The sequence below is a fragment of the uncultured Flavobacterium sp. genome (assembly GCF_937967675.1).
Taxonomy (GTDB): Bacteria; Bacteroidota; Bacteroidia; order Flavobacteriales; family Flavobacteriaceae; genus Flavobacterium.
On sequence record NZ_CALBSN010000168.1, the window covers coordinates 1 to 1,068 of the forward strand.

At 29.5% G+C, this 1,068-nt stretch carries 2 protein-coding genes; both read right to left on the bottom strand.

Annotated elements, in window-relative coordinates; all coding sequences use genetic code 11:
* Window positions 1-455, bottom strand: a 455-nt coding sequence (locus Q0075_RS11310; protein ID WP_297869603.1) for a putative sugar nucleotidyl transferase, incomplete at its 3' end; no start/stop codon positions are given.
* Between the two features lie 119 nt (window positions 456-574).
* Complete coding sequence (locus tag Q0075_RS11315; protein ID WP_026724762.1) at window positions 575-826, bottom strand: type B 50S ribosomal protein L31; 252 nt, start codon at window positions 824-826, stop codon at window positions 575-577.
* Between the last annotated feature and the right edge of the window lie 242 nt (window positions 827-1,068).

The following is a 1,068-nucleotide window of genomic DNA, read 5'->3' on the forward strand; positions in this document are numbered from 1 at the left end:
AATCTATCTTCGGTTAACAATTCAAAATCTTCACGAATAGCGGCATCATTTTTTGCGAAAATATCCCAAGTATTTTCAACTCGAAGAACATCACCTTCATATTCTACTAATTCATACTCATCAAAATCGATATCTTCTTGGGTATCGAAAGTATGAAAAGCAATGATTTCTTCTCCAAAAAGAATAGCTTCTTTTGGATTCAGATTTTGAACCATATCAATTAAAATTGGATTGGGTAAAAACGAAGCGTTAATCATTATGTTTTGTTCCATTTCTACCATTGGATATTTCTCCATTAAATATTCCTCGGTAAGCGTTGTAGTAGTATATCCCAAATATTTCTCCCACTTTTCGCGAATCGTTAAAATTCCGATACGAATATCAGCTACTGGACGTGTAAAAGTAAAAGGAAGTAAGGCATTGCGAACGGTTCCGTCAAAAAGTATATAGTTCATTATGTTGAATTGTTTAAATGATGAATTGTTTAAAAACAATACTCAAAAGTAGGAAGATTTAGGCAATAAAAAAAGCCTCACCTAAGTGAAGCTTTTCTCTATTTTGTAAAAGCGAATAATTATTTAGCTTTTTTAGCGTATTTGCTGTTGAATTTATCGATACGACCAGCAGTATCAATAAGTTTAGATTTACCTGTGTAAAAAGGGTGAGACGTTCTAGAAATCTCCATTTTGAAAACTGGATACTCTACACCTTCGTGAGTAATAGTTTCTTTAGTTTCTACTGTAGATTTAGTAATAAAAACATCTTCATTTGACATGTCTTTGAATGCAACTAATCTGTAATTTTCTGGGTGAATACCTTTTTTCATTTTGTAAATCTTTTTATTAAGCGATTATAATTTGTTTCGCGGCTTTAATTCTATAAAGGTGTAAACAACTTATAACCTTTTGGTTTATAAACATTTTTATTTGAGAGTGCAAAATTACATTTAATTTTTAATTTACCAATGTTTCTGTAACTTTTTTTTATTTTTTAACTCTTATCCTACAACGATTAGAATTCTTATATTTGTAAATTAATTAAACCAAAACAAACTATGAACGAAATTAT

What these genes read in the sequence shown, in the direction of transcription:
- Q0075_RS11315 (WP_026724762.1), bottom strand. Translation starts at nt 826, where the DNA reads ATGAAAAAAGGTATTCACCCAGAAAATTACAGATTAGTTGCATTCAAA.